The 25,705-nt window shown below is 69.1% G+C and carries 21 protein-coding genes and 3 pseudogenes; 16 read left to right on the top strand and 8 right to left on the bottom strand.

Going from position 1 to position 25,705, the window contains the following annotated elements; all coding sequences use genetic code 11:
- A partial coding sequence (locus AB0C22_RS25970; RefSeq protein ID WP_357537540.1) for an IS110 family transposase occupies positions 1–1,214 on the top strand: 1,214 nt, incomplete at its 5' end.
- Between the two features lie 12 nt (positions 1,215–1,226).
- On the opposite strand, the pseudogene AB0C22_RS25965 reads toward AB0C22_RS25970, so the two are convergent.
- Positions 1,227–1,625: pseudogene (locus AB0C22_RS25965) on the bottom strand (transposase); the annotation flags it as partial.
- A gap of 511 nt (positions 1,626–2,136) precedes the next feature.
- On the opposite strand from AB0C22_RS25965, the gene AB0C22_RS25960 reads away from it, so the two are divergent.
- Positions 2,137–2,988, top strand: coding sequence for a helix-turn-helix transcriptional regulator (locus AB0C22_RS25960; RefSeq protein WP_357537538.1), 852 nt, complete (start codon positions 2,137–2,139; stop codon positions 2,986–2,988).
- A gap of 118 nt (positions 2,989–3,106) precedes the next feature.
- A complete protein-coding gene (locus AB0C22_RS25955; RefSeq protein WP_357537536.1) occupies positions 3,107–4,015 on the top strand; it encodes an SDR family NAD(P)-dependent oxidoreductase in 909 nt (302 codons plus the stop codon).
- 209 nt (positions 4,016–4,224) lie between these two features.
- Here the strand turns inward: AB0C22_RS25955 and AB0C22_RS25950 are convergent, their stop codons facing one another.
- Entirely contained in the window at positions 4,225–4,599 is a 375-nt protein-coding gene (locus AB0C22_RS25950) for an integrase core domain-containing protein (protein WP_357537534.1), read from the bottom strand.
- A 334-nt stretch (positions 4,600–4,933) separates the two neighbouring features.
- Here AB0C22_RS25950 and AB0C22_RS25945 point away from each other — a divergent pair.
- Positions 4,934–6,192: pseudogene (locus AB0C22_RS25945) on the top strand (IS3 family transposase).
- A gap of 368 nt (positions 6,193–6,560) precedes the next feature.
- Here the strand turns inward: AB0C22_RS25945 and AB0C22_RS25940 are convergent.
- The 4 genes from AB0C22_RS25940 to AB0C22_RS25925 form a co-directional block, all read right to left on the bottom strand.
- Positions 6,561–7,916 (bottom strand): glycoside hydrolase family 6 protein, encoded by a 1,356-nt coding sequence (locus AB0C22_RS25940; RefSeq protein WP_357537532.1) that lies wholly within the window; start codon positions 7,914–7,916, stop codon positions 6,561–6,563.
- A gap of 803 nt (positions 7,917–8,719) precedes the next feature.
- Positions 8,720–8,911 carry a helix-turn-helix transcriptional regulator gene (locus AB0C22_RS25935; protein WP_357537530.1) on the bottom strand — a complete coding sequence of 64 codons (192 nt, stop codon included), beginning with the start codon at positions 8,909–8,911 and terminating at the stop codon, positions 8,720–8,722.
- Complete coding sequence (locus AB0C22_RS25930) at positions 8,883–9,857, bottom strand: DUF4268 domain-containing protein (protein WP_357537528.1); 975 nt, start codon at positions 9,855–9,857, stop codon at positions 8,883–8,885. Before AB0C22_RS25930 ends, AB0C22_RS25935 begins: the two co-directional genes overlap by 29 nt.
- A gap of 79 nt (positions 9,858–9,936) precedes the next feature.
- Positions 9,937–10,617: a DUF6308 family protein gene (locus tag AB0C22_RS25925; protein WP_357537526.1), complete on the bottom strand. Its 681-nt coding sequence runs from the start codon at positions 10,615–10,617 to the stop codon at positions 9,937–9,939.
- Between the two features lie 293 nt (positions 10,618–10,910).
- On the opposite strand from AB0C22_RS25925, the gene AB0C22_RS25920 reads away from it, so the two are divergent.
- From AB0C22_RS25920 to AB0C22_RS25910, 3 genes and pseudogenes are all read left to right on the top strand, one after another.
- Complete coding sequence (locus AB0C22_RS25920; protein ID WP_357537524.1) at positions 10,911–12,263, top strand: HNH endonuclease; 1,353 nt, start codon at positions 10,911–10,913, stop codon at positions 12,261–12,263.
- 286 nt (positions 12,264–12,549) lie between these two features.
- Positions 12,550–12,873, top strand: a pseudogene (locus AB0C22_RS25915) (RICIN domain-containing protein); the annotation flags it as partial.
- A 307-nt stretch (positions 12,874–13,180) separates the two neighbouring features.
- Positions 13,181–13,339 carry a hypothetical protein gene (locus AB0C22_RS25910; protein ID WP_219463497.1) on the top strand — a complete coding sequence of 53 codons (159 nt, stop codon included), beginning with the start codon at positions 13,181–13,183 and terminating at the stop codon, positions 13,337–13,339.
- Between the two features lie 10 nt (positions 13,340–13,349).
- On the opposite strand, the gene AB0C22_RS25905 is transcribed toward AB0C22_RS25910, so the two are convergent.
- The gene (locus tag AB0C22_RS25905) at positions 13,350–14,489 is read right to left on the bottom strand and encodes a substrate-binding domain-containing protein (protein ID WP_219463496.1); all 1,140 of its coding nucleotides are present in this window, start codon (positions 14,487–14,489) and stop codon (positions 13,350–13,352) included.
- 654 nt (positions 14,490–15,143) lie between these two features.
- Between AB0C22_RS25905 and AB0C22_RS25900 the strand changes: the two genes are divergently transcribed.
- The 8 genes from AB0C22_RS25900 (at position 15,144) to AB0C22_RS25865 (ending at position 23,734) form a co-directional block, all read left to right on the top strand.
- Positions 15,144–17,144, top strand: a complete 2,001-nt coding sequence (locus AB0C22_RS25900) for a DUF2264 domain-containing protein (protein ID WP_357537521.1) — start codon at positions 15,144–15,146, stop codon at positions 17,142–17,144.
- A 42-nt stretch (positions 17,145–17,186) separates the two neighbouring features.
- Positions 17,187–18,491 carry an extracellular solute-binding protein gene (locus AB0C22_RS25895; protein WP_357537519.1) on the top strand — a complete coding sequence of 435 codons (1,305 nt, stop codon included), beginning with the start codon at positions 17,187–17,189 and terminating at the stop codon, positions 18,489–18,491.
- Positions 18,492–18,607: 116 nt separating this feature from the next.
- Positions 18,608–19,471, top strand: coding sequence for a sugar ABC transporter permease (locus AB0C22_RS25890; protein WP_308290840.1), 864 nt, complete (start codon positions 18,608–18,610; stop codon positions 19,469–19,471).
- On the top strand, positions 19,471–20,367 hold the full coding sequence (locus AB0C22_RS25885) for a carbohydrate ABC transporter permease (RefSeq protein ID WP_357537517.1): 897 nt from the start codon (positions 19,471–19,473) through the stop codon (positions 20,365–20,367). The genes AB0C22_RS25890 and AB0C22_RS25885 overlap by 1 nt, the downstream gene beginning before the upstream one ends.
- Before the next feature lie 5 nt (positions 20,368–20,372).
- A complete protein-coding gene (locus tag AB0C22_RS25880) occupies positions 20,373–21,050 on the top strand; it encodes a hypothetical protein (protein WP_357537515.1) in 678 nt (225 codons plus the stop codon).
- A gap of 85 nt (positions 21,051–21,135) precedes the next feature.
- Entirely contained in the window at positions 21,136–22,320 is a 1,185-nt protein-coding gene (locus tag AB0C22_RS25875; protein ID WP_357537513.1) for a glycoside hydrolase family 88 protein, read from the top strand.
- 46 nt (positions 22,321–22,366) lie between these two features.
- Complete coding sequence (gene iolB / locus AB0C22_RS25870) at positions 22,367–23,191, top strand: 5-deoxy-glucuronate isomerase (protein ID WP_255598374.1); 825 nt, start codon at positions 22,367–22,369, stop codon at positions 23,189–23,191.
- 354 nt (positions 23,192–23,545) lie between these two features.
- Positions 23,546–23,734: a hypothetical protein gene (locus tag AB0C22_RS25865; protein ID WP_305072039.1), complete on the top strand. Its 189-nt coding sequence runs from the start codon at positions 23,546–23,548 to the stop codon at positions 23,732–23,734.
- Positions 23,735–23,768: 34 nt separating this feature from the next.
- Here the strand turns inward: AB0C22_RS25865 and AB0C22_RS25860 are convergent, their stop codons facing one another.
- A complete protein-coding gene (locus tag AB0C22_RS25860) occupies positions 23,769–23,948 on the bottom strand; it encodes a cellulose binding domain-containing protein (RefSeq protein WP_219463483.1) in 180 nt (59 codons plus the stop codon).
- Between the two features lie 377 nt (positions 23,949–24,325).
- Between AB0C22_RS25860 and AB0C22_RS25855 the strand changes: the two genes are divergently transcribed.
- A complete protein-coding gene (locus AB0C22_RS25855) occupies positions 24,326–25,663 on the top strand; it encodes a ricin-type beta-trefoil lectin domain protein (protein WP_357537510.1) in 1,338 nt (445 codons plus the stop codon).
- Positions 25,664–25,705 lie beyond the last annotated feature (42 nt).

The following is a 25,705-nucleotide window of genomic DNA, read 5'->3' as shown; positions in this document are numbered from 1 at the left end:
CGTCGGGGTACTTCTTCGGTGCAGCCACGGACTACTTCCTCCCCCACGGCCATCAGACCATGGTCAAGAAGCTCCATGAAAGCGGGGGTGGCTCATCCCGGCAGCGAGGAGCTGACATGACTGTCATCGGAATCGACGCGCACAAGCGCACTCACACCTTGGTTGCGGTCGACGACCTTGGTCGCAGACTCGGTGAACGTACTGTCGCCGCGACGGACGAAGGTCACCTCCGGGCGGTGGAATGGGCTGACCAGTGGCCCGAGGTGAGCTTCGCTGTCGAGGACTGCCGGCACATGACCCGCCGGCTCGAACGCGACCTTCTGCGTTGCGGGTATCGGGTCGTGCGGGTACACACCCGGTTGATGGCCGCCGCCCGAAGGTCCGGACGGCAGCGGGGCAAGTCCGATCCGATCGACGCCGAAGCCGTCGCCCTGGCCGCGCTCCGGGATCCGAATCTGCCCGTTGCCCGCCTCGATGGGCCCACCAGACAGGTCAAGCTGCTCTCCGACCACCGTCACGACCTCGTCGTGGAACGCACGAAGCTGTGCAGCCGGCTTCGCTGGCACCTGCATGAACTGGACCCGGAACTGCAGGTGCCCTCACGCGGCCTGCGCCGCTACCGCGTCATCGACGAGTTGACCACCAGACTCACGGGCGTCGACGGCACGGTCGCCAGGATCGCCCGCGACCTGCTGGTCCGCTGCCGGGAGCTGACCGCGCAGATCAACAGCCTCGAGCGCGAACTACGGACCCTGGTCGAGGATCTGGGGCCCACCCTGCTCGGCATCCCCGGCTTGGGCGTACTCGGCGCGGCGATGATTCTCGGCGAGACCGCTGGCGCGGCCCGGTTTCGCTCGAAGCACGCCTACGCCCGATTCAACGGGACCGCACCGATCCCGGTCTGGTCCGGCAACAAGGTCCGCGTTCGACTCAATCGAGGCGGTAACCGGACCGTCAACACCGCACTGCACATGGCCGCAGTCACGCAAACGCGCGGTATCGGCCCCGGCAAGGAATACGTCGACAAGCTGCTCGCCAGCGGCAAGACCAAGACCGAAGCCCTGCGACTGCTCCGACGACGATTGTCCGACCGGGTCTTCGCCGCCCTTCTGGCCGACGAACGCGCTCTCCGACCACATGATCGACCCGCTGCCCTCCCCGCCGCCCACGGGCACGAACTCAAGAACGATCGGACCGATCCGCTGGCCGCTTGACATAGGAGCATCTGCATCAGTGCCCTGTGTGGACAGTGGGACGTTGGTGGAGGTCTTCACGCTCTGGCTGTCCATGATGGATGCGGTGGGTGTGATGGTGCGGCCGTGGTGGTCGCGGACGAGGCCGGTGAGCTGGTAGTTCAGCTCGGTGAAGATGCCCTCCTTACTCCAGGCGGCGAAGTAGCCGTAGACCGTCGGGTGGGGTGGGAAGTCGTGGGGTAGGTAGCGCCAGGCGATGCCGGTGCGGTTGACGTAGAGGATCGCGTTGAAGATCTCGCGTAGGTCGTGGGTGGGGGTGCGGCCGCTGACGCCGGCGTCGGTGCGGGCCTGCCGCCATGCGTTCAGACGGGGTGCGATCAGGGCCCAGCGGGCGTCGGACAGGTCGGACGGATAGGCTCGTCGCGCGGTCATGATTCAGGCGTACGGTGCCGTGGCACCGGGTCGGCGGACGTCATGTCCGTCGATGTGTAGCCGAATGTGAACCAGACACGATCCCGGGGTGAAGTGCTGCGTTTCCGGTCAGGGTTGAGCCGGGTGGGATGGGGCTATTATGGCCTGAGTGGGACATGTTGCCCTGCCAAGGTCGGGGTGCCAATCGGTCACACTGGCGCGAAGGTGAAGGAAACGTCCAGTCAACCTCGGCACCCTCGCTGCGGCATGCCATCTCGGCGACGACCACCACGTCGCAGTCTTTCTCGACTACTGCTCCCAGTAGATCGCCGACCTCCTCACCGGCGCCGGCGTGCCCGACCACCGCCTTCGACATGTTGGCGCCGCGGCCTGACCCGACCTGGCAGCGACCGTCCGCCGGCCGTCGCTGGGCTCGCGGGCACGCTGTTGTTGGCTTTCCGCCGAGATCGAACCGGGACTCCGCCCGCCGTCGTGGGCGACGCGACCTCTCGCTTTCGGTAGCTTGGATCGCGTGCCACAGCCGACGCCCCTGGGCGAGTTCCTTCGCGCACGGCGTGCCGTCGTGCGCCCGGTCGAACGTGACGGCAAGATGCGGCGGGTTCGCGGGCTGCGCCGCGAAGAGGTGGCCGAGCTGGCCGCGATCAGTCCCGACTATTACGTACGCCTCGAGCAGGGCCGCAACGACAGCCCTTCGCCGCAGGTCGTGGATGCCCTGGCCCGGGCCCTGCAACTGGACGAGGACGGCGCCCGTTACCTCCACAAGCTCGCCGGCCATGCGCGGACCGCCGTCGCCGACACCGACCCGCAGCAGGTGCCCAACGGCATCGGCCTGCTGTTGCAGGGGCTGCGCGAGGTGCCCGCCTTCGTGCACGGCAAGTACCTGGACGTCCTAGCCGCCAACCCGCTCGCCGAGGCCCTCTTTCCCAGCCAGCGCATCGGGGTGAACCTGCTGCGGGCCGCGTTCACCGACCCGGCTGTTCGCGCGATGTACCCCGAGTGGGACATCGTGGTCGCCGAGGTCGTCGCCAACGCCCGCCTGGTCGTGGGTGCCGACGGCGGATCCGAGCGCCTCCAGGCCCTGGTCGGTGAGCTCCGTGCCACTAACGACGACTTCCGCGCCATCTGGGACCGCCAGGACGTCAAGGAGACCACCGGCGGCGCCCGGACACTGCATCACCCGACGCTGGGCGACCTCGAGCTGATGTACGAGAAGCTGTACATCACCGGGACCGGTGCGCAGTTCCTCGTCATCCATCACGCCGTGCCCGGCAGCGAGTCGGAGGCGAAGCTGGCCACGCTGCGCGAGTCGGTCTGCTCGAGCTCTTGGGATGGCGGTCCCGCTCCCTCGACATGCCGTCGCTGAGCCTTTTCCCGGAGTCCTTCGACTCGTCCGGGACCGCCGTCACACTGCTCGAACAGCTCGCGTGCCTATGAATGACAACCCCAGGCACGTCACTCCGGGCCGCCGTACCGTCGTTGACATGTCAGATTTGATCACTACGCCCTTCGGGTTCACCAGCACCGCCAACGAGGTTCTGCCCGGTGTCGACCTCACGGGCAAACGCGCCGTGGTGACCGGCGGCGCCACCGGCATCGGCCGCGAGACGACGCGCGCCCTGGCCGCGGCCGGTGCCGAGGTCACCATCGCGACCCGGGATGTGGTCGCGGCCCGCCGTCTGGCCGACGAACTGGCCGGGAACGTCCAGGCCGCCGCGCTCGACCTGGCCGACCTCGACTCGGTCGACACGTTCATCCGGGCCTGGTCGGGCCCGCTGCACATCCTGGTCAACAACGCCGGAATCATGGCCGTGCCGGACCGGCAGACAACCGCCCAGGGCCACGAACTTCAGTTCGGCACCAACTATCTCGGCCACTTCGCGCTGGCCCTGGGCCTGCACGACGCCCTGGCTGCGGCCGGCGGCGCGCGGATCGTGTCGGTCTCGTCCAACGCCCATTTCATGTCCGACATCGTCTACGACGACATCGACTACACCCACCGCGAATACGACCGCTGGACCGCGTACGGCCAGTCGAAGACCGGCGACGTGCTCCTTGCCGTCGAGGCCACGCGCCGGTGGAGCGCCGAGGGCATCGTGGCCAACTCGCTGAACCCGGGGGCAATCGCCACCGGGCTCCAGAAGCACACCGGCGGCCTGCGCACGCCGGAACATCTGCGCAAGACCCCGCCGCAGGGGGCGGCCACCTCGGTCCTGCTGGCCGCCTCTCCGCTGCTCGACGGCGTCGGCGGGCGCTACTTCGAGGACTGCAATGAGTCGCCCACCCTCACCGAGCCGCCGGAGATGTTCGGCAAGGGCGTCGCCGCCTGGGCCGTGGACGCCGACAATGCCGCCCACCTGTGGGACGTCGCCGCCGGGCTGCTGAAGCGATGACGGCCGGTTTCATCGGCCTGGGCGACCAGGGGGCCACTGGCGGACCAGTCTCGCCGTCGCGCTCGAATTCCGGCTACCGGGCACCCGGCATCGCTCTTCGAGCCACGTCGTCGGGCCTCCTGTTGACGGATCGGCGGGGCACGAGTTCATTCGGGCCCTCCGTGGGGACGATTACGTCATTGAGGTTCCCCCGGGATGTGGACACCGGGTTATGCCGCGATCTGGTGCAGCGTAGTCGGTGTGAGGGTTTGTTCGTAGTCGGCTGGGCTGAGGTAGCTGAGTGCGGAGTGGCGGCGTCGGTGGTTGTAGAAGGCGATCCAGCGGAACACGTCGCGGCGGGCGTCGGCTTCGCTGGTCCAGCGGCGGTGGTCGACGTCGAGTTCGCGTTTGAGGGTGGCGAAGAACGACTCGGCCAGGGCGTTGTCATACGACGAGCCGATGCGCCCCATCGAGCGGCGGATGCCGTGGCGTTGGCAGGCGTCGGCGAAACCGCCGCTGCCCTCTCTACCCTTGTCAAAGTGGTGTGACGCAGCCAGTGGGTGCTGATCTGCTGCAGTCGTCCGGCGTCGCGTTCCGCGTGCCACGGCCTATGCAGCGAGCGTCCACAAACCTCGGCAAAACCGGGAACGAGCGGAGCACGTTGCGGTACGCGGAGAGCCCGCGCGCCGTGGCCGACGCTCCGGTCCTTCGTCCCTGCTGGCCATGACACCTCGCCTGCCGCGCATACGGTGGCGGCCCGCAGGGCCATCGCCCATCACCTCCTCCCTCCGCCACTCGTGCACGCCGGGAGGAGTGCTCATCCTTGACGGAACGACAAGTAGGACCGTCACAAGCAGGAAGTGGGCCTGACCCGATTTGACGGACATCCCAGATCAGGGGGCCTGTGCGGCCCTCGGGAGGATGTTCATCATGGAAGGCATGGGTAAGAAGCCGCGCCGGCCTCGTCGGGCGTTCACGCCGGAGTTCAAGGCCAAGATCGTCGAGGTGTGTCGACGCGGGGACCGGACGGTGGGGCAGGTCGCGAAGGACTTCGACCTGACCGAGACAGCTGTCCGGGACTGGGTCAAGCAAGCCGACCTCGACGCCGGTACCCGTACCGACGGGCTCACCAGCGCTGAGCGCGACGAGTTGGCGGCATTGCGGCGGGAGAACCGCCGGCTGCGCGAGGACGTCGACATCCTCAAGCGGGCGACCGCTTTCTTCGCGGCGGAGCTGGACCGTCCGTCGCGATGAGGGTCGACTTCGTCGACTCGCAGAAGGCCGAACACGGTGTCCAGCCGGTCTTGCAGGCGCTGGAAGACACGCCCGCGCAGATCGCACCGTCGACCTACTACGCCGCCAGGACCCGTCCGGCCTCGGCCCGGTCGCGGCGCGATGAGGAGCTGACCGCGGTGATCGAGCAGGTCCACGCGGACAACTACGGCGTCTACGGCGCTCGCAAGATCTGGCACGAGCTGCACCGACGCGACGTGCGGGTGGCCCGGTGCACGGTCGAGCGGCTGATGCGCGAGTCCGGACTGCGCGGGCTGCTGCGTGACAAGTCTCCGCGGACGACGCGGCCCGCTGCCGAGACCGGCCGGCCTGCCGACCTGGTCAGACGTGAGTTCACCGCAGTACGACCGAATCAGCTGTGGGTCGCGGATCTGACCTACGTGCGTACCAGCGTGGGCTGGGTGTACGCCGCGTTCGTCCTGGACGTGCACTCCCGCATGATCGTCGGCTGGCAGGTGTCCACGTCGCTGTACACGGATCTGGCGCTCGACGCGCTGAAGATGGCGATGTGGCGCCGCGAACATCAGGGCGCTGACCTGGGCGGATTGATCCACCACTCGGATAAGGGCGTGCAATACCGAGCGATTCGCTACAGCCAACGCCTCGCCGAGGCCGGCGCCGTCGCCTCGGTCGGCTCCACGGGCGACTCGTACGACAACGCGATGGCCGAGGCGTTCAACTCCCTGTACAAGGCCGGACTCGTCCGCAACCGAGGCCCGTGGCGTGGGCTCGACGACCTGGAGATGGCCACCGTCGAGTACATCGACTGGTACAACAACCGGCGCTTACACGGCGAACTCGGACACGTCCCACCCGCTGAACACGAAGCACTACACGCGATGACCCACCCGGTCACCACACCCCTGAAACCAGCTAACCAACTCTCCAGCAAACCCGGGGCTTGACAACTCGCCACCCGCTACGACAAGTTGGCCGCCAACTTCCAGGCCACCCTCGACCTGGTCGAAACCCTCGACTGGCTACGCGCCGTCCCCGACAACCAAGATCCGCGAGACAGAACCTAGTCCGGTACGTGTGGACGGGGAGCATCCGCTCGGGCCGGTCGGCTCGCGCGTAGCGTTTGACGGTGTTCAGGGACAACTGCAGACGGCGGGCGCAACGGTAGGGTGCCGACGTGGGGTGGCGGTCGTCTCCTTCGATCGCCACCCAGTCGGGCCGTGTCCCACTGGCGGACGACGAGAACGGCTGGTATCACGGTCGAGACGCGCGCCGCCACAGCGGCGATCAGAACCTGGTGGAGTCTCGCGAGTAGTTACAGCGGCGGCCAGGCGTTGACCAGCAGTTGGCGGAAGTGTGCCGGGAACCACTCCCCGAACGGGGGTGCCGCCGGCATCGCGCCGGTGGGCCACGTCGAACCGTGCGGCGGAAGGTAGTCCGGATCGCATAAGGGCTCGTACGGGCGGCCCGTACCCGGGCGGGCGCTGGCGCCGTCGGACTCGCCGGGCGGCTTGACCCAGACGTAGGCGTCGATGCCCAACTCCGGCGCGGCGGTCGGCCGCTGGCCGAGACCGGTGCCCACCTGATTGCACCAGTTCCCGACTACCGTCCGCCGGTCGAGCCGGCTGCCGTCGACGTAACGGTTCACGTCCCACGAGGTCGCCGGGCCAGTGGGTCGGTTCGGGCCGCCCCAGCCGTTGCGGGAGGTGTCCACCACCACCCCCACCTGCGGGGAGAAGCCCGCTGCGATCAGTCGGTCGCGCATGTGCCGTGCATAGGGGATCTCGTCGACGAACGGGTTCCAGTCGACCCACTTCGACTGGTACACCGGCTGGCCGGCGACCACGTCGTCGACCCGGAAGTGCTCCTCGCGCAGGACCGAGTAGTTGGCGGTGTTGGCGACGAAGCCGTGCACGTCGGCCAGCGTGCTGCCGCCGTTCGTCGCGGCCTGCGCCAGCAACGCCGTCAACGGGTCGGCGTTGTCCGCCCAGCCGGTCTCACCGTGGTGGCTGATGTCCAGGTACGAGTAGACGTTGGGCATGGCGCCGAGCCGGGCCAGGGCGTACCCGATCCCATCGAGGTAGGTGCCGCGCGCCTTGACCTCGTCGCAAGCTGGGGTGGCGTTGTAGCGGGGGCTCACGTTGACCACGAGGTTGGGCAGTGAGTTCGGCTCGACGAAGGTGACGATCCGCAGATCGGCGTAGCGGGCGTCGGCGAGGATCTCGACGATCGGGTCGACGAACTCGGTCCGGTAACGGGCGATGTCGCCGATCGACAGCTCGCCGGGCGGAGCCTGTCGGCCGCAGTCGCGGGCCGGCAGGTCGTAGAGGGTCAGTTGGACGAGGTCGGCGCGCTGCGCCACGGCCGCGTCTAAGTGCTCGCGCAGACCCATCATCCCGTCCTTGCCCTCGATCCGGGCGATCCGGTCCAGCCAGACGGCGGTCGGTTGGCCGGCGACGGCGTCGCCACCGGGCTCGGCGGCGGCGCGGGCGGCCCACTCCGGGTCGACGTAGACCCGCGCTCCGACGTACGGGTTGTCCATCCTGGTAGGCGGATCGGCCGGGCTGGCCGGAGCGGCGCCGACGAGCGCCCCCACGACGAGGACGGATCCGGCGGCGGCGAGAACCGTCCGGACCCGGGCGGACACGCGTCCGGACGGTGACATGCTCATGCTGGCTGCTCCCTGGAGAACGCGGCCCGGCGCCGGATGGTGGCCTGGGGCGTGCGGCCCGGCTCCGTTGCTCCGGCCGCACCGCTCCACGGTCGCCGGCCCGCTCAGTAAATATTTATACACTTCGATCAATTGTCGCACCATCCCGCCGGGTCGAGCAAGGCTCCCGCAATCGAGGACACCGGGCAGCGCGACCGGACGCGAGAACACTGGACGCGAGGTGTGACCGTCTCGCCGGCCGGGTCGGGAGTCGGTCCGTTTCCCAATAGGTTTGTCGTGGAGACTCATTGGCGCGGCCCCTGACTCGATCTCCGCTTCCGGCGATCCGCACCGACTGGGATGTCCGGGGCGCGGCTGGCCGCCGGGTGAATTCGTATGAATGTCATCGTGGTGGCAGTGGTCGTGGCCGGCCTAGCGGGCGTCGCAGGCGCACCGGCCCGGGCCGAGGCCAGCTTTTGCTGACGGCGCAGGCCGGGACCCTGCGGTGCGCGGGTCAGACCCACCGGGCCGGCCATCGGCGCCGGCCTTCGTATCAGCGAGGGGGTTCACGTCTGGACGTTTACCGAAATCAACGGCCGGGTCCTCGTACGGACCGAGGAGACGTGGCGCGGCGAACAGGTGGAGCAGGACGTCGAGCTCTCTACCACGGCTCTCGGCGCGGGTCTGGAGACATGGCTAACGGAGCTGAAGGCGCTTGCCGAACGGGGGTGTGATCGCGCCCGAGTTCCAGTGCTGGGATGACCCGGCGGTCACGCCGGTCCCTGCCGGCGGGGCCCTACTGTCGTCTGGTCGGCCCGGCCGTGTCAGCGGAGGAGTTCGCGCAGCTGCCGGCGTGAGGTGATTCCCAGCTTGCGGTAGAGGTTACGTAGGTGTGCGTCGATCGTTCGCGGGCTGACGAACAGCAGCGCGGCGACTTCCTTGGTGCCCGCGCCGGAGGCGACCTTGCGGGCGACGAGTAGTGCACCGTTAAGGATTGATGAGCGAGGCCAGGCCACCGCCTTCGGCTATCGCCGTACGAAGGCGGGTTTGAGCATCGATGAACCAGGTTATGTACTCGGGCCAGTCGTCTCCGTTGCCGATGTCACCCTTGCGGTACTCCGCGATGCGGCACCCCTTCCTGGCCTGTAGCGGTTCGTACGACAGGGTGTTTCCGAGAGTCGGCGCCAGCTTGGCGCGGGCGGCGGCGAAACGCGCGTCGTTGACCGCGGGATCGGGGTCCTGAAAGAAGATCTCGCTCGTCAGGCCGGATCGGCCGAACGTGCACGTGTACGACATGCCGTTCATGCCGGCGGGCAGGGACTGCCAGTTCTGCGGCGAGCCCTTGGTCGACGTCGTCCACCCGAGCTTGCGGTCATGGACCGCCTCCAGGAACCTCGTCCAGAACTCTTGGTAGGCCAATGCTCGGTCGCTTGCCGCGGTGTCGCCCTTGGCGATCGCCTTGACCTTCTTGCCCCAGTCGTTCGGCTGCACGACCAGGCGCATGAGGGGCGCCGGCACCGACTCGCCGATGCGTACCGCACTGATCTCAATGCCGAAGAACCGCGTGTTCTCGTCCGTACGGGTGTTGAGCCAGTCCAACGCGGCCCGATGTTCCTCGCGAAACTCGGTCGCGATCCACACCACGGTGACCGGATCCGTCCCACCGGCGTAGGTCAGCAACTGGCCCAGGTGGCCGTGGTCTGTCCTCGTCAGCTGGTTTTCGATGATCACCGTCTCGTTCGTCGCCTCATCGACGCCGATCAGGTCCAACGAGAATCCGCCCACGGCGTGTTCCGCTGACGACAGTGCCAAGTCCATGCCGAGCAGCTCGCCGAGCACGTCCGCGTTCGCCAGCAACCAAGGCGTGAAGATGTGCGCCTCGTGCTTCCAGACCTGCCGCACGTCGAGTAGTTCGAGTTTGCCGAGCATGGGTAGTCCCTCGCCGGCCTCCACAAAGGTCATAGCGCCGACCGTATCGGTCTGAGGCCGGTCCTGGCGCCCCATGACCACCCTGCCGGTGCTGGCGTCGCAGGGTCGACCGTCACGAGGCCGCTGAAGCCCTTCGGTCCGGCATCCAGGCAAGGATGTCCAGCAGGCGTACGTCCGACAGGCGATCCGCCGCCTCGGCGACCAGCGGATCGTCGTGGTCGCGTGCGGCGCCCCGCAACAACGCGAGGCCCTCGGCGGCCCGCAGCAGATCCGTGCGGTATGCCTCCCAGTAGGCCCGCCGCAGTGGTGCGTGCCGGCTGCCTGCCTGCTGCAGTTCACGTGCCGCAACCCCGGCGGCCCGCCGGTAACGGCGCACCAGTGCGCTGTCGAGGATGAGGAACAGGCCAGGCCGCACCAGGTGTAAGGCCTTGCTCACCTTCGCGTGCCCGAGCCCTCGCGGACGATCCTGGAAGAAGTGCTGGTACAACCGAAGCGCACAGTCGTAGTGGCCGTCGTCGAGCATCGGGTCGGCGTCGCGGAGGTGGGCGTCGAGCGGGACGTCGTCCCAGGGTGCGGTCTCGTTCAACCGGAGCAGGTGGCGCTCCTGCTCCCGGCTCGTTCTGCTGCCCATGTACGGTGCGCGAGTTGCCTTGATGAGCTTCGGCGTCAGCACGGGGTGCGTGCCGGCCAGCCAGTCGTAGGCGCGGACCGTGCGGGCATGCTGCTGGCAGTAGTCGACGAAGACGCCAAGCGGGTCGTTCACCGGTCGACCGGCGACCTCGATCGGGGTCACTGTGGCACCTGCTTCCTGATTGCTCGGTGGAGTTTCCATCAGTTCCCCGCCTGCTTCCGTCCGATAGACCGTGCCGACCTCCCGGGCGGCCACCGGGAGGAGCGCTCGGGTGACGACAGCCACCCGAGCGGGCCGTTCCGCGTGGGCTGTTGGTCCCGTTCCGGCTCCCGGCTTTCTCCGGTGGCAGCGTGTTCGTCAGCGCATTTACTAGCATCACCATTCCTTCATCGCCCACTTGGGGGCGTTCGGGTAGTCGGCCTCAGGGCCGGGACGAGGAGTCGGCGAAGCCTATGGTGGCCAACGGCAAGAACCAGTTCGAGCGGCTGAGCGAGAGCGGGTACTACTCCGCCGTGGTCGAAGCGAACCGGGCGTACCTGGACGTCGCGGTGCCCAACCCGGCCGGAACGGAGCGGGAGTACTGGACCCTCTCCTGCCTGCCGAACACCAAGAGCAGCCCGCGTCGGCTGTCCGCGGTGTGCATGCGAACGATGGAGACGTTCGTTCTGCACCAACCGCTCGATCCGGAGAACCAGGACGTAGCCGAGGGGTTCGTCGTCGTCCGGCGGTCCGTGCTCCGCCGGCACTGGTCGACCGGCCGAGCCCTGGCCCGGGAGTTTCCGGGCCTCACCGAGGAGTGGTCGGACTACCGGGACGCTGGACCGGACCAGGCTCGGGTGCGTGGTCCGTACGACCAGTTGGTTGCGGCGTTCGCCGACGAGCGCTTCGCTGCCGCAGTCCGGCATCTGACCTCCGCCCTCCTCACCGCGCGGACCATGCAGGGCGCCGGGCATAGCCACCGGCTTGTCGACGAGGTGCTGGGCCGCGCGCGCCCGGCCGCCGAGTGGATCTATCCGGTGAACGACCGGACCGAGATGTGGGGCTACGACCAAGACGTGCTGGAGATGTTTGGGAGCCTGCCAGCCGACGGCGCATACGACGACTGGCACCTGTCCTCCTGCTTCCATCAGATTCGGGCCGGGGACCGCATCTGGGTCTATGCCAGCACCCCGTACCGGCGGATCGTGGCCGCTGGGACCGCCTGGGCTGACCCGTACCTCCGCGCCGACGGTGACGGTTCGCAGTGGCGGCTGGAGATACGATGGGAGGTGCCGCTGACCCGTTTCCTGCTCAGACGCGGCGTGGCGGGGACAGACGTATTGGAGAAGGTCGTGCAGGGCGTTCGCGCCGTGCAGCCGGTAGAGGTGGACCGCCTGGTCGAGATTCTGGACGAGGCCCGGGCGCCCGAACCCGAGGGACTGCCGGAGGGCCGCCGTCGCCAGCTGGCGCAAGTGACGGCCCGACAGGGGCAGGCCGACTTCCGTCGCCGGCTCATCGTGGCGTACCAGGGCCGCTGCGCGATCAGCGGTTGCGGCGTGGAGGCAGCGCTGCAGGCCGCGCACATCGAGCCGTACGACGGACCGGCCACCAACCGGGTTTCCAACGGCCTTCTACTCCGAGCAGACCTACACAACCTCTTCGACCAAGGGCTGCTCTGGATCGACGACTCGTACCGGGTCCAGGTTGCGGAAGGGCTCGACCACTACGGCGAGTTCTCCGGGGCCGAACTCCCGCCAACGGCGGATCCCGCGCACCGGCCGGACCAGCGGGCGTTGGCGGCGCACCGCCGCGACCACGGGGTTAAGTGACGACGACCGACCCCGGAGGGGTGCGGTCGACCGTGTGAGCGGGGTTCTGCGGCGGTCGGAATGCGACGGCGGGAGCATCACCCCCTCTCTTGGCATCGGCAGGTTCTGGGCGGCGGGCCCGCAGGGCGTTGCATCCGCGTTTCGGCCCCCCCGTTTACCCCCCGAAAACCCCCGCTCGCGGTCGACAATCAGTGACAATCGACGACTATCGCTTGATGGCGTCAGTGCAGTTCAGTGCCCATCTCTGACAATCAACGACAAAGCTGCGGTCGCTACGGATCGTAACAACGGCACCCAGGTGCAGCTCTGGGACTGCGGCACCGCCATGGGCCAGCGCTTCACCTACACTTCGGGCAGGCAACTGCAGGTGTACGGCAGCAAGTGCCTGGACGCGAACGGCGCGGGTACGAGCAACGGCACGACGGTGATCATCTGGGACTGTAACGGCCAGCCGAACCAGCAGTGGAACGTCAACTCCAACGGCACGATCACCGGACAGCAGTCCGGACTGTGCCTCGACGCGAACGGCGCCGGGACGGCTAACGGCACCAAACTGATCCTGTGGTCCTGCAACGGCGGCTCCAACCAGCGATGGAGTCTGCGTAGCTGACCGCCACCTCTCTCGGGGCCGGACTCGGTCCGGGCCCGAGAGAGGCCCGGGCCCGGCGGGCCTGCGCGGTAACGGGTCCGGGCCCGGCGGGCCAGCCCGGACCGGACAGTTCCTCGGCTCGTCACGGGGAGTGTCCGAGTCGTGGTTCCAGCCGACAGGCACGACGGCGTGTCATCCGACACCGTGAACGTTCGTGGTCACGGCACCAGGCAGGACTTCTCACTACGGCCTGGTACGCCGACGCCCGCACCACCTGCCGCACACGCACCTGACCTGCCCCACTGATCAACGAAACACGGAGGTCGTCGTGGATCTCGATTCCGAAGCCGACGCCGAGCCACCAGGCGTGCTGCCGGTGAGCCGATGGCGCCGGATCGATCTGACCTCTTCAGACTGGCAGACCAGGAGCGTCGGCCAGCATTGCCGTATCGGCCGGGCGGACGGTGACCGGGGGAGCCGAGGATGAGGTGGAGCACCTACGCGGGTGGCGGCGCGGTCGATCCCCGGATCCGCAGTGACGGGCTGATGACGATCCGGTGGGTGGGGCGGTCGGGGTCGACAAGCCGGTCGGCGACGAGACGCACGGCGGCCCGTCCGATCGAGCGTCGAGGCGGTCGGACCGCGGTCAGCGGCGGGCTGAAGAGGCCGGCGACCTCGTCGTCGTACGCCACGATGGAGAGGTCGCCGGGAACGGAGAGGTGCCGTTCCTCGCAGTGCTGTACCAGCGCGATGGCCTCGGCGTCGGCGTGCACCAGCAGCGCCGTCGTCCCGGTCGCCTGACACCGGTCGAGGACGTCGTTGAGTACGGTGTCCCGCTCCGGTGACCGCGCGTCGGGCACCACGGCCACCACCGTCGCGTCCGGGTCGAGGCCGCACTCGGTAGTGGCGTCGAGCCAGCCGCGCCGTACGTGCTGGCTGGTGGGGCTGTTGGCATCGAGCACCAGGCCGACCGTGCGGTGTCCGAGCGAGGTGAGGTGGCGTACCGCCATGGCCGCACCGAGTGCGTGGTCGGTGACCACTGACTCCATGACCGCGTGGTGGCTGCCTACCGTGGCGGTGCGTTCCAGCAGGACGACCGGGATGCCGACCTGGTCGAGCCATTCGATGGTGCGCTCGGCGCTCGGCGCGTCCATGCTCGGCGCGATGATGAGCGCGTCGACGCCCATCCGCTCCACGAGCCGGGCCAGTTGCGGCTGGTCGTCCTCGGTGTCGTAGGAGGAGCCGCGCAGTACCACGCGCATGTCGAGCTCGCGGGCTGCTCCCTCGACGCCGCGGGCCACGTCCGGCCAGTAGTAGTCCAATGAGGGCACGAGCATGCCGAGGGCGCGTCCGACCAGCGGGTCCAGGCCGGCGACTGGTGCCTCGTCTGCTGCCGGGGCGTCGTCCGGCAGGATCAGGGCGACCCCACCGTGGACGCGGCGCACCAGACCCTCGGCGGCCAGCTCCGCGATGTCACGCCGGATGGTGACCGGCGCGGCGCCCAGCGCGTGGGACAGGTCGGAGACGCGCATCGAGCCGTCCCGTTGCAGGGCTGCCAACAGTTGCTGACGGCGGGCGACCTGAAGCGGCCCTCGGGAGCCCTCCGTCGTGGCGACGACAGGACTGTCCTTGGTCATGGGGGACCTCCGGGGAACGCTTGGTGCGGCGGGAGCTCGTGCGGGGTGCGGATGAGCTCGCCGGCCGGGTCGAACGCGGTGACGTCGATCGCGAGCCGGATCAGCTCATCTCCCATCCGTCGAAGAGCATAGGAGTCGTGCTCCGCCGGATCGTCGCGGCGCACGACGCCGCACCCGGCTGCCGACCGTCGCCGAGCCGGCCAGGCGCCGCCCGGCGCGGCGGCCGGGCGCGGCCGCCGCCGAGCCATGACTGGCCGGCCACGGGCAGGTGGCTGTGGGGGCGGCGAGGTCGTCTGGCCCGGGTCGAGGCACCAGGCGTCCTGCGGCGACGCGAACATCCGTCCCGGTGGTTCCGTCCGGTGACCGCGCCGCGCCGCAGTCAGCGGGCCGGCGAAGCGGTCGGCGATGGTCATGACCCCTCGGACGGTAGAGCGGTTATGAACGATGGTGATCGTATCAGATCACTTGGCCGGTCAAAGCAGTATTGTTTCCCTCTTTGATCGGTTGTGTCCGTATCGGTTTGAGGACGGCATTGACTTGCTCTGATGTGAGCGTTTTACTTCGGAAACCCGGTGGATGTCTGCACGTCACATTCATGGGCAACGCCCCGCTCGCCACGTTTCACGGAGACGGCTTGATGCGACAGGACCTCGGATGACGTTCGGGACGGCCGGCCGGCCGACACCGGGGACGAACCCGGCCGCCCCCGCCGCGACCTGGCACCGGGATGACTGGTTGGCCCTCGCCGACCGGATGCTCGCCGCCGTCCGGCCGTTCGCGTCGCCCGGCCACGCCCTCGTCACCTTTCCCGGGCCGGCGGGCGGTTACGGACGGGCCGTCGACGGCCTGGAGGGTTTCGCTCGCACCTTCCTGCTGGCCGGCTTCCGCATCGCGGGTGCCCGGGGAGTGGGCGTGGACGAACTCGTGGACCGGTACACGACCGGCATCGCCGCCGGCACCGACCCGAGCGGTCCGGACCGCTGGGTGCGCCTGGACGAGCACCCCCAGGCGAAGGTGGAGGCCGCCTCCATCGCGTTGGTCCTCGACCTGACCCGTCCGTGGATCTGGGACCGGTTGCCGCCCGTGGTGCGGGAGCGGGTAGTGGACTATCTGCGCCCGGCGGTCGGCGACGACACGTACCCACGGATCAACTGGGTCTGGTTCCGGCTGGTCGTCCAGACGTTCCTGCGTTCGGTCGGCGGGCCGCACTCGCTCGACGAGATGGCCGAGGACCTGCGCACCCATGACGGCTTCGCCCGAGGCGACGGCTGGATGTCCGACGGATCAGACCGCGCCTACGACCACTATGTGGGTTGGGCCCTGCACCTGTACCCGACGCTGTGGGCGCGCATGGCCGGCGCCGCGGGCCTGGCCGAGCAGCGCCGCGAACGGGACCTGGCCGGCCTCGACCGCTTCCTGAGCGATGCGGTCGCGCTCGTGGGCGCCGACGGATCACCGTTGATCCAGGGACGGAGCCTGACCTACCGATTCGCCGCGGCGGCGCCGTTCTGGGTCGGGGCCATCGCCGGCGTGTCCTCGGTCAGCCCCGGTCAGTTGCGCCGCGCGGCCACCCGTATCGTGCGCCACTTCGTCGCCAACGGCGCCGTGGACGAACGCGGCCTGCTCACCCTCGGCTGGCACGGGCCGTGGCCGCGACTGGCGCAGTCGTACTCCGGGCCCGGCTCGCCGTACTGGGCCAGCAAGGGTCTGCTCGGCATCGCGCTGCCCGCCGACCATCCCGTCTGGACGGCCGTCGAGGAGCCGCTCCCGGTCGAGGAGCGGGACTCGGTACGGGCGATACCCGCGCCGGGCTGGCTGGTCTCCGGCACCCGCGCCGACGGGGTCGTCCGTGTCGTCAACCACGGCACCGACCACGCCGTCGAGGGCGCCACCGTCGGAGACTCCCCGCTCTACGCCCGGCTGGGCTACTCCACCGCCACCAGCCCTGTCCTCGACGACAGCGGCTGGGTCAGTCCGCTCGACCAGTCCGTCACCCTCGTCGACGACGCGGGTCGGGTCACCCACCGCGCCGGCATGCGCCTGCTGACCGTGTACGTCGACACCGACGGCGTCGGGGTGGCCGGATCACGTGCCCTCGCCCACTGGGTCGACCCGGATCCCGGTCAACGCGATCACGGCGGCGGCCGCCGGGGCCGGTCCCGACCGGCCGGGCACCTCACGGTGTACTCGCTGGTCCACGGCCCCTGGGAACTCCGGCTGACCCGCGTCGACGACCTCGCCGACGGTGTCGGGGCGGCTGCGCTGCGGCTGCGGATCGGCGGCTGGGCCGTTGCCGGGAACGCGACGGCGACCTTGGGTGACCGGGTGGCGGCCGTGACGGGGGCCGGCCTGACCAGCAGGCTCGACAGCGTTCACGGCGGCGGAACGGCCGGTGCCACCGTTGTTCCGCACGGCGGGCCGCTGGCCGGCGACCTGGTCGTGCCCTGGCTGGACCACCCCGTCCGGCCGGGCGCATGGGTCGTCGCCCTCCTCGAGCTGTCCAGGGCCCCGGCAGCCACGGCCGGGCAGGCGTGCCGGGTCGTGGCCGACGAGGCCGCCCACGGCCTCCACCTGGCCGTCGACTGGCCCGACGGGGTCAGCACGTCGACCCGGCTGGACACGGAACATGCCGGGCCCACCGCGGTGGCCTGGTAGCAGTGCGGGCCCGTCCGGGCCCCTGACCTGAAGGAGAAAGGGATGAAGCGCGCGATACCTGCCGTCATCAGCGCCGCGACGGCCCTGACGCTTGTTCTCGCCGGTTGCGGCGGCGGAGACGAGCCAGTCGACCCCAACGCCCCCGTGACAATCACCCTGGCCGGCTGGAGCCTGTCGTCCACGCCCGAGTTCAAGACGCTCGCCGACGGCTTCAAGGCGACCCACTCGAACGTGACGGTGGAGCTCAAGGAGTACGCCGCAGGCAACGACTACGACACCCAGATGATCACGGACCTGGCCGCCGGCACCGCCCCGGACCTGTACGTGATGAAGAACCTCAAGAACTTCTACACGTACCAGAGCGGTGGTCAGCTGCTGGACGTCTCCGACGCCATCTCCGGTCTCAGCTCGGGCCCGGCGCTCGCGTCGTTCCAGGTGGACGGCAAGGCGTACGCGGTGCCGTACCGGCAGGACTCGTGGGTGCTGTTCTACAACAAGGACCTGTTCGCGAAGGCGAAGGTGGCACCGCCGGACGGCAGCTGGACCTGGGACGACTACACCGACGCGACGAAGCGACTGCACACCGGGCTGAAGGCGGCCGGCTCGAACGCGACCGGCGCGTACCAGCACACCTTCCAGTCCACCGTGCAGGGATTCGCGCTCGCCCAGACCCCCGGCGCGGACCTGCTCTCCGGGGACTTCGGCTACCTGAAGCCGTACTACGAGCGGTCGTTGGACCTGCAGGCGGCCGGCGCGCAGCCGACCTTCGGCACCGCGAAGACCAACAAGCTCACCTACCAGGCGCAGTTCGGCAAGCAGCAGTCGGCGCTGCTGCCGATGGGCACCTGGTACGTGGCGACGCTGCTCAACCAGCGCAAGAGCGGTGACGCCGACACGTTCGGGTGGGGGATCGCCCCGGTGCCGCAGTTCGACAAGTCCACCACCGGCACCTCCGCCACACCTGTCACCTTCGGTGACCCGACCGGCCTGGGGATCAACCCGAAGATCAGCAAGTCGAAGGTCGCCGTGGCCAAGGCATTCCTCCAGTACGCGGCCGGCCCGGATGCCGGCAAGGCGCTGGCCGGGATCGGCATCACCCCGGCCCAGGTCACCGACGCGGTCACCGCGACGCTGTTCGGGTTGGACGGCGTACCGCAGGACGACCTGTCGAAGTTCGCCTATGCCAAGCACACCATCAAGCCGGAGAACCCGGTCTCGAAACACACCGCCGGTCTGCAGAACCTCCTCAACGAGACGCACTCGGCGATCCTGTCCAACAGCAAGGGCGTCGATGCGGCGCTGAGCGAGGCGCAGACCCGCGCCAAGAACGAGGTCCTCAACCAGTGAACTCACGGCGGGCCCGGCGCGGCTGAATTGCCTGCCGGACCCGCCGCCACGTCGAACGCCCCCGGAGAATCCCTATGGCAACACTGCCGCGCACGCGACCCAGGAACCGGCGTCTGGTGTGGCACAACACGGTCGCCGGTTGGTCGTTCATCCTGCCCAACTTCGTCGGCTTCGCCGTGCTGACCCTCCTACCCGTCGCGGTGCTGTTCTACGTGGCCTTCACCAGCTGGAACGTCTTCGGGGTGGCCGAGTGGACCGGCACCGCCAACTTCCGGCGGATGTGGGGCGACGCGAGCTTCTGGACCGCGCTGCGTAACACCGTCTACTACACGGTCTTCCACATCCCGCTGACCCTCGCGGCCGCACTCGGGCTGGCGCTGCTGCTCAATCGCAGACTGCGCGGCGTGCGGTTCTTCCGTACCGTCGCCTTCTTCCCCTACGTCACCTCGATCGTGGCGATCGCGATCGTGTGGAACCAACTGTTCAGTCCGGAGTACGGGCCGGTCAACGCGCTCCTGCGCGCCGTGGGGGTGGACGACCCGCCGGGCTGGACCACGTCGTCGACCTGGTCGATGCCGGCGGTCATCATCGTCGGCACCTGGCGCTACATGGGCTACTACATGCTGCTGTTCCTGGCCGGCCTACAGACCATTCCGGCCCAGCTCTACGAGGCGGCCGAGACCGACGGCGCCACAGCGTGGCAGCGGTTCGTGCACGTGACCCTCCCCGGCCTGCGACACACCACCTTTTTCGTCACCGTGCTGATCACCATCGAGAGTTTCAAGGTCTTCGACCTCATTCTCGTGATGACCGGCGGCGGGCCCGGCCAGTCGACACTGGTGCTCTCGCAGTACATCTACCAGAAGGGCTTCGAGGAGAACCAGTTCGGCTACGCCTCGGCGGTCTCCATCGTCCTGTTCGCCATCTGCTTCGGCATCACGGTCATCCAGTTCATGGTCAACAAGCGGAGGAACAGCTGATGACCGCGACCGACCTCTCCGTGCCCGCACCGGCCGTCGCCGCGCCCGGCCACCGCGGGACACCCACCCGACGTGTCAGGCTCCGGGGTTGGCGGCTCGTGGGGTACGTGACCCTCGTGCTCGCGGCGGTCGGGCTGCTGCTGCCGTTCTACTGGATGGTGGCGGCGTCGTTGAAGACCAACAACGACGTCTTCACCATCCCGATCACCTGGCTGCCCGATCCCGTGGTGTGGCGGAACTACCTCGACATCTGGCAGCGCTCGGACATGACGACGTGGCTGTGGAACACCCTGCTGCTGTCGGTGCTCGTCACCGTCCTGCAGGTGCTCACCGGCAGCTTCGCCGCCTACGGCTTCGCCCGGGTCCGCTTCCCCGGCCGCAACCTGCTTTTCCTGGCGTACGTGGGAACGATCGCGGTGCCCTGGCAGTCGTACATGATCCCGCAGTTCATCCTCATGTCGAAGCTGCACCTGTCGAACACCCTGTGGTCGATCGTCGCGCTACAGGCGTTCGGCGCGTTCGGCGTGTTCCTGATGAAGCAGTTCTACGAGACCATCCCCGAGGAACTCAGCGAGTCGGCGCGGGTCGACGGGCTCAGCGAGTTCGGCATCTACCGACGGATCATGCTGCCGTTGTCCCGGCCGGCGCTCGCCAGCCTGGCCCTGCTGACGTTCGTGACCACCTGGAACGACTACCTCGGCCCGCTGATCTACCTGCGCAGTCCGGAGCTGCGCACCATCCAGTTGGGGCTGAACACCTTCATCTCTCAGTACAACGCCGAGTACGCGCTCATCATGACCGGCTCCGTGCTGTCCGTGCTACCCGTCGCGGTCATCTTCCTGCTCGGCCAACGCCACTTCATCGAGGGCATCGCCACGACCGGACTGAAGGGGTGAGGTCCATGCGGCCACGCCACCACACCATCACCGCCGTCTTCGACGGGGTCCACGTCGCGCTCGTCACCAACCTGCTGCTGGTGCTCGGTTGCCTGCCCCTGGTGACCCTCGCGTTCACCACCGACGCGGCGCGCTCCTGGCCGCTCTACGCGCTGACCGCCCCGCTCTGCGCGCCCGGGCTCTGTGCGGTCTTCGCGGTCATGTCCGCCTACTCCGCAGGCGACTCCGGCGGCGTGCTGCGCACCTACGGCCGTGCCTGGCGAGCCACCGCCCGGCCGGCGATGCTCTGGACGGCGGTAGCCATGGCCGCCCTGGTGGTGCTCGCCGTGGACGCCCGCGCCGCGTGGGGCCACCGGGTCGGGGCACTCGCCCTGCCGGTACTGGCGACCCTGATCGTCCTCACCGTCGCGACCACGCTGCTCGGGTTGGTGACCGTCGCCGAGCGACCCACCGCGCCGCTGCGCGACGTGGCCAGTGCCTGCGGATATCTGGCGGTGCGCCGGTGGTACCTCACCGTCGCGTCTCTGCTCGTGCTTGCGCTGCTCGTCCAGCTCCTAGCGGCCCGGCCCGCGATCGCGCTCGGCCTCGCCGCCGCGCCGCTGCTCTACGTCGTCTGGGCCAACAGCCGCTTCACCCTGCGGGCCGTCCTCGAGCCGTCGACGGCCGCAGCCCAGCGCACCTGACCACCACGTTCCGGCCAGCGAGCGGGGGACGTCGATGACACACCTGCCCGGCCCCGGACCGGACCCACGAGGGAGAACAGCATCCATGACGGCAACCAACGTCCGTCCCCACTCCGACGCCGAGGCTCTGGCGGCTGCGGTGGCCGCCGCGGTACGCACCGTCGACGCGAACATCGTCACCTTCGGCGACCGGTATCCCGCGGACACCACCGACGCCGACCGCTACCCGCTCCGGCCACCGAGCGCCGGCCAGCCCGAGGGCGCCAACGTCGGGTGGACCACCAGCTTCTGGCCCGGCATGCTCTGGCTGGCGCACGACCTGACCGGTGACGACCGTCACCTGCGGGCCGCGGTGTCCCACGTGGACAGCTTCGTGTCCCGAATGAACCACGGTGTCGACCTGGACACCCACGACCTCGGATTCCTCTACACCCTCGCCTGCGTCAACCCGGCCCGCCGTACCGGCGACCCGCAGGCCCGGGACGCGGCTCTCGCCGCCGCCGACCACCTGATGACCCGCGTGCTCGAACCCGCCGGTATCATCCAGGCCTGGGGCGACCTCGATGATCCGCGCCAACGCGGCCGTACCATCATCGACAGCCTCATGAACACGCCACTGCTCTTCTGGGCCGGCCACACCACCGGCGACGACCGCTACGCCGCGGCCGCCCGCCGGCACACCGCCCAACTGCGCCGGCACATCCTGCGCCCGGACGGCACCACCTTCCACACCTTCTACTGGGACCCGGACAGCGGTGTCCCGCTGCGGGGCGAGACCGAACAGGGCCACGCCGACCACTCCTGCTGGGCCCGTGGGCAGGCCTGGGGCATCTACGGGTTCAGCCTCAACCACCGGCACATCGGCGATCCCGCGCTGCTCGCCGCCGCGAGCGCCTGCGCCGACCGGTTCCTCGCCCACCTGCCAGCCGACCACGTCGCGTACTGGGACCTGGAGTTCGGCGACGGCAGCGGCCAGGAACGGGACAGTTCCGCCGCGGCCATCGCCGTCTGCGGCCTGCTCGAACTCGCGGACAACCTCACCGACCCGGCCAGCGCCGGCCGGTACCGCACAGCCGCCGCCGAGATCCTGCGTTCGCTCATCGACCACTACTCCACCGGCGGCCATCCGGGCTCGAACGCGCTGATCCTGCACGGCGTCTACGACAAACCCAAGGGCGTCGGCGTCGACGAGGGAACCCTGTGGGGCGACTACTTCTACCTGGAAGCCCTCACCCGCGCCACGATCCCCGGCTGGACCAGCCCCTGGTGACCGCCGCGACGGACCCGTACTGCCCCGCCTCCTCCGAAAGGTGACCATGGACTACCGCTACCACTGCTCCATCCCCGCCGCCGACGGCCGGAACACGCTGCCCTTCAATCCCTGCCGGCTGCTGGACTTCACCCTGCTGCGGCTGTCGGCCGGCGAGTCCTGGACCGGCGAGTCCGGTGATCGGGAGATCCTGGCCGTCATTCTCGGCGGCACCGCCGACTTCACCGTCGCCGGCCACCACTTCCCGCAGGTCGGCCAGCGTCCGGACGTCTTCTCCGGCAAGCCGCACTCCGTCTACCTCCCGGCTGGCTCCTCGATCACCGTCGAGGCCGTCACCGCCGTGGAGATCGCCCTGCCCAGCGCACCCAGTGAGCTGGCCACCGAGCCCTACGTCATCGCGCCGGAGCAGGTCGCGACCGGCCGCTGGGGAGCCGCCAACTTCGGCCGCACCTACCACCAGATCCTCACCGAGATCGCCCAACCGGACCTGCCCGCCCGCCGGCTCATCGTCGGCGAGACCTACACGCCCTCGGGCAACTGGAGCACCTACCCGCCGCACCGGCACCGGGTCGACGACCTTCCCGCCGAGGCCGCACACGAGGAGATGTACTACTACCGCGTCAACCCGGTTGACGGGTTCGGCATCAGCCGGGTCTACACCGACGACGGGTACGAGGAAAACGCCACCATCCGCGAGCATCTGATGCAGATGATGCCCGAGGGCTACCACACCGTGGTCAGCGCGCCCGGCTACACGACCTACTTCCTGTGGTTTCTGGCCGGCACACAACGCACCCAGGGTGCCCGCGAGGACGCCGATCTCGCCTGGGTGGGCCAGACCGTGCCGACCCTGCGCAGCCTGGGTCTGTAGCGACGGCCCTGAACACCCTGTTCACCTCGACGGCCTGGTCGCGACGGTCACCCGCGACAACCGTGGGATGGACCAGGCCACCGCGACCAGGCCGGCGCTGACCTCGCCCGACGCCGCCCCCGGGCCGAGTCGCCACCTCTGTCCGTGGGCGACGAACCTTGGGCCCCTGACCGCCCAGGACCGGGAGCGGTGCCGAGGAGCCCCGTTGCGGTGTGGGGACATCCGTCCTAGCACCGGATTCCTCAAGGACGGCAAGGCCCCGGAGCGTGCGGCCCGGCAGTACTCCGGCACCCTCGGAAGGTCGCCAACTGCCAGATCGACCAGATCCGACGACGGGCGGCATCGTAGCTGGTCGTGGACCAGCGATACCGGCCGAAGTGGATGATGGCCCTGGAGATGCTCGACGAGCTGGCCGGGTGGGGTCTACGTCCGCCGCAAGCAGCAGTTCGGGGGTACGGCGTGATCACCCGTACCCCCGGCATCCTGACCGGCCGTGCGCAGGACGGACACCGGGGCACGCGGGCATTCCTGAGATCCGTGTGATGGGCGCACCACCCGGCGCACCCTGATCGGCGTGCTATGGCGTCGTGACGGTCAGCGGGGGCGTGGCCGGTGCGCCGTTGACGAGGAATCCGAACGTGGTCGAGGCGTTGGCGGCCAGCGAACCGTTGTGCGCGGCATTGCGCACCGTCACCGACGAACCGCTGGTGCTCAGCGTGCCGTTCCACAGTTGGCTGATCGTGGCCCCTGCGGCCATGGTCCACCGCACGGTCCACCCGTGCGGTGGTGTGGTCCAGGGCGATGGTGCGGCGGCCGGCGGCGGTCATGGGTGGGCCGACGGTGACGGTCTGGCCGTAAGCGATGCGTTGCTGGTTGATGGCCCACAGCAGCAGGGACTTGACGAACGTCGTACGTCATACGAATATAGGCATCGATATATACCTGCCCGCGTCCCGTCCGGAGGGCTGAGATGACACCGGGCCGGTCGACGTCTGCGGCCGCCGCTTCGACCGCCGTCCGTGTTGACGTCGGCGCTTCGGTGACGCCTTCACGTCCAGCCGGGTGTGGCTCAAGTAGCGGTCGCCGGCTTGACACCCGAGCCGGACGGCAGCTTCCCCGTAAGGAGTCGACTCTGTGTCACCTCGTAAACGCTCGGCCCCCTGGATAGGGGCGATCCTGGCCGCCCTGGTCCTGGTCACCGTCGGCGCGTACGTCCTCACCGACGCCCCACCGGCCTCGGCGGCCACCACTGCCGGCTGCGGTAAGGCCCCGGGACTGAACAGCGGCACCCACACCATCCAGAGCGGCGGCAAGAGCCGCAGCTTCATCCTTCGGCTCCCCGACAGCTACGACAACACCTACCCGCACCGGCTGGCCTTCGGCTACCACTGGCTGGGTGGCACCGCGAGTGCCGTCGCCTCGGGCGGAACCGACGGCTACGCCTGGGCCTACTACGGCATGCTGTCGCAGTCGAACAACACCACGATCTTCGTCGCCCCCCAGGGCATCAACAACGGCTGGGCCAACACCAACGGCGAGGACGTCACCTTCACCGACGACATGATCCGCGTGATCGAGAACGCGCTCTGCGTCGACACCACGCAACGCTTCTCGGTCGGGTTCAGCTACGGCGGCGCGATGAGCTACTCGTTGGCGTGTTCGCGGCCGACGGTGTTCCGCGCGGTCGCGGCCATCGCCGCCCCCGGCGAGATCAGTGGTTGCAGCGGTGGGACCCAGCCCGTGGCGTACCTGGGAATTCACGGCATCAACGACAACATTCAAAGCGGCCGGTCACTACGCGACAGGTGGCTCAGAAACAACGGTTGCGCTGCGCAGAACGCCCCCGAGCCCGCGCGGGGCAGCCTGACCCACATCATCACCACCTACTCGTGTCGGGCCGGCTACCCGGTGGCCTGGGCCCCGTTCGACGGCGGCCACCAGCAGGGCCCGGTGGACGGATGTGCCGGCTGTGAGAGCGGCGCGCGAAGCTGGGTCAAGCCTGAGGTGTGGCGGTTCTTCACCCAGTTCGGGTCGACCCCGCCGCCGACCACCACGCCGCCGACCACGCCGCCGGCCGGCCAGGCGAACGTGATGATCGCGGGCGGCCAGTCGAGCCGTTGCATCGACGTCGCCAACTCCAGCACGAGCAACGGCGCCCGGGTGCAGCTGTGGGACTGCCACGGCAACAGCAACCAGCGCTGGACCCACACCGCCAACCGAACCCTGACCGTCTACGGCAACAAGTGCCTGGACGCCAGCGGATCGGGCACCAGCAACGGCACCGTCGTCCAGATCTGGGACTGCAACGGCGGCGCGAACCAGCAGTGGAACCGGAACAGCAACGGGACCATCACCTCCGTCCAGTCGGGACTCTGCCTGGACGCCGTCGGCAACGGCACCGCCAACGGGACGCAACTCAACCTGTGGGCGTGCCACGGAGGCGGCAACCAGCAATGGGCTACCCGTAGCTGACGGTCCGACAACCCCGTACCACCATGGCACGGCGGTGAGGCG

It is taken from the genome of Micromonospora sp. NPDC048894, assembly GCF_040649765.1.
In the GTDB taxonomy this organism is placed as follows: Bacteria; Actinomycetota; Actinomycetes; order Mycobacteriales; family Micromonosporaceae; genus Micromonospora; species Micromonospora antibiotica.
Note: the sequence above shows the minus strand (reverse complement) of the source record. Positions and strands in the feature narration are given on the sequence as shown.